This window comes from Bradyrhizobium sp. LeoB3 (assembly GCF_055456055.1).
On record NZ_JBVBEF010000334.1, the window covers coordinates 1 to 729 of the forward strand.

The following is a 729-nucleotide window of genomic DNA, read 5'->3' on the forward strand; positions in this document are numbered from 1 at the left end:
GTCTGTGCTGCCCCATCGCAGCTTACCGGCGCGGCTTGTCCCAATGCTCGGCCGCTGGGATGATCGATGGTGACTGCGCCTTCCAATGCGCGGAGCCGGTTGATTTGCGTTGTAACGTTCGCCGGTAAATCCGGCTCTGGTTTTAGCAACGCGCGCAGTCTCTCGCCGATCTCTCGAACAATGGCGCGGCTGTGTTTGTGGTCTATGTCAATGCGGTTGGACATAACGAAGCCTCGTGCGGGGTAAGAATGCCGCCCACCGGAGACCAACGCCCACGCCACCCGTACCTCCTCCTAACTTGCCGAGCACCCCTGGCAAATGGAGCCGGAGACCGCCGCTTTTGGCTATCTGCGCGAGCGCTTGTTCCGACAACAGCGGGTCTTGCGACCTTTGGCTATCCGCGACATGCGCCGTGTAGTTTTAACGGCGAGCGGCGGTCTCATCGCTTCTGAAATCGTGGCGGGAGCTTTCGTTCCCAATCTCTTGCCAGTATGGCGGGGAAAATTTCTCGGAGCGCAGGAGCCGCTGTCGCTTCGGTCCAGCGTCGCGGCCTGCGACCGATTCACCTCCGCGATCGTCCAGGGTCTTGCCTAGTGGGTGGCGGAACAAAACCACAAGATTTTCCTTGTCTTGCATACAGTTTCGGAGGTTGAAAATGAGAACCTCTGCATTGGTTGTTTTCGCTTTGATGGTCATTTCCCTGTCGCCCGGTACAGCTATGTCTCAGGG

The 729-nt window shown here is 58.4% G+C and carries 2 protein-coding genes; both read right to left on the bottom strand.

All coding sequences use genetic code 11. The features are described from left to right. Positions 1–224: hypothetical protein (locus tag ACZXDY_RS46185; RefSeq protein WP_464350053.1), on the bottom strand; the 224-nt coding region annotated here is incomplete at its 3' end. Positions 225–420: 196 nt separating this feature from the next. Further along, positions 421–696 (bottom strand): hypothetical protein, encoded by a 276-nt coding sequence (locus tag ACZXDY_RS46190; protein WP_464350054.1) that lies wholly within the window; start codon positions 694–696, stop codon positions 421–423. Positions 697–729 lie beyond the last annotated feature (33 nt).

Bases quoted from the DNA above. Each gene is read 5' to 3' on its own strand.
- ACZXDY_RS46190 (WP_464350054.1), bottom strand. From the start codon at position 696: ATGACCATCAAAGCGAAAACAACCAATGCAGAGGTTCTCATTTTCAAC.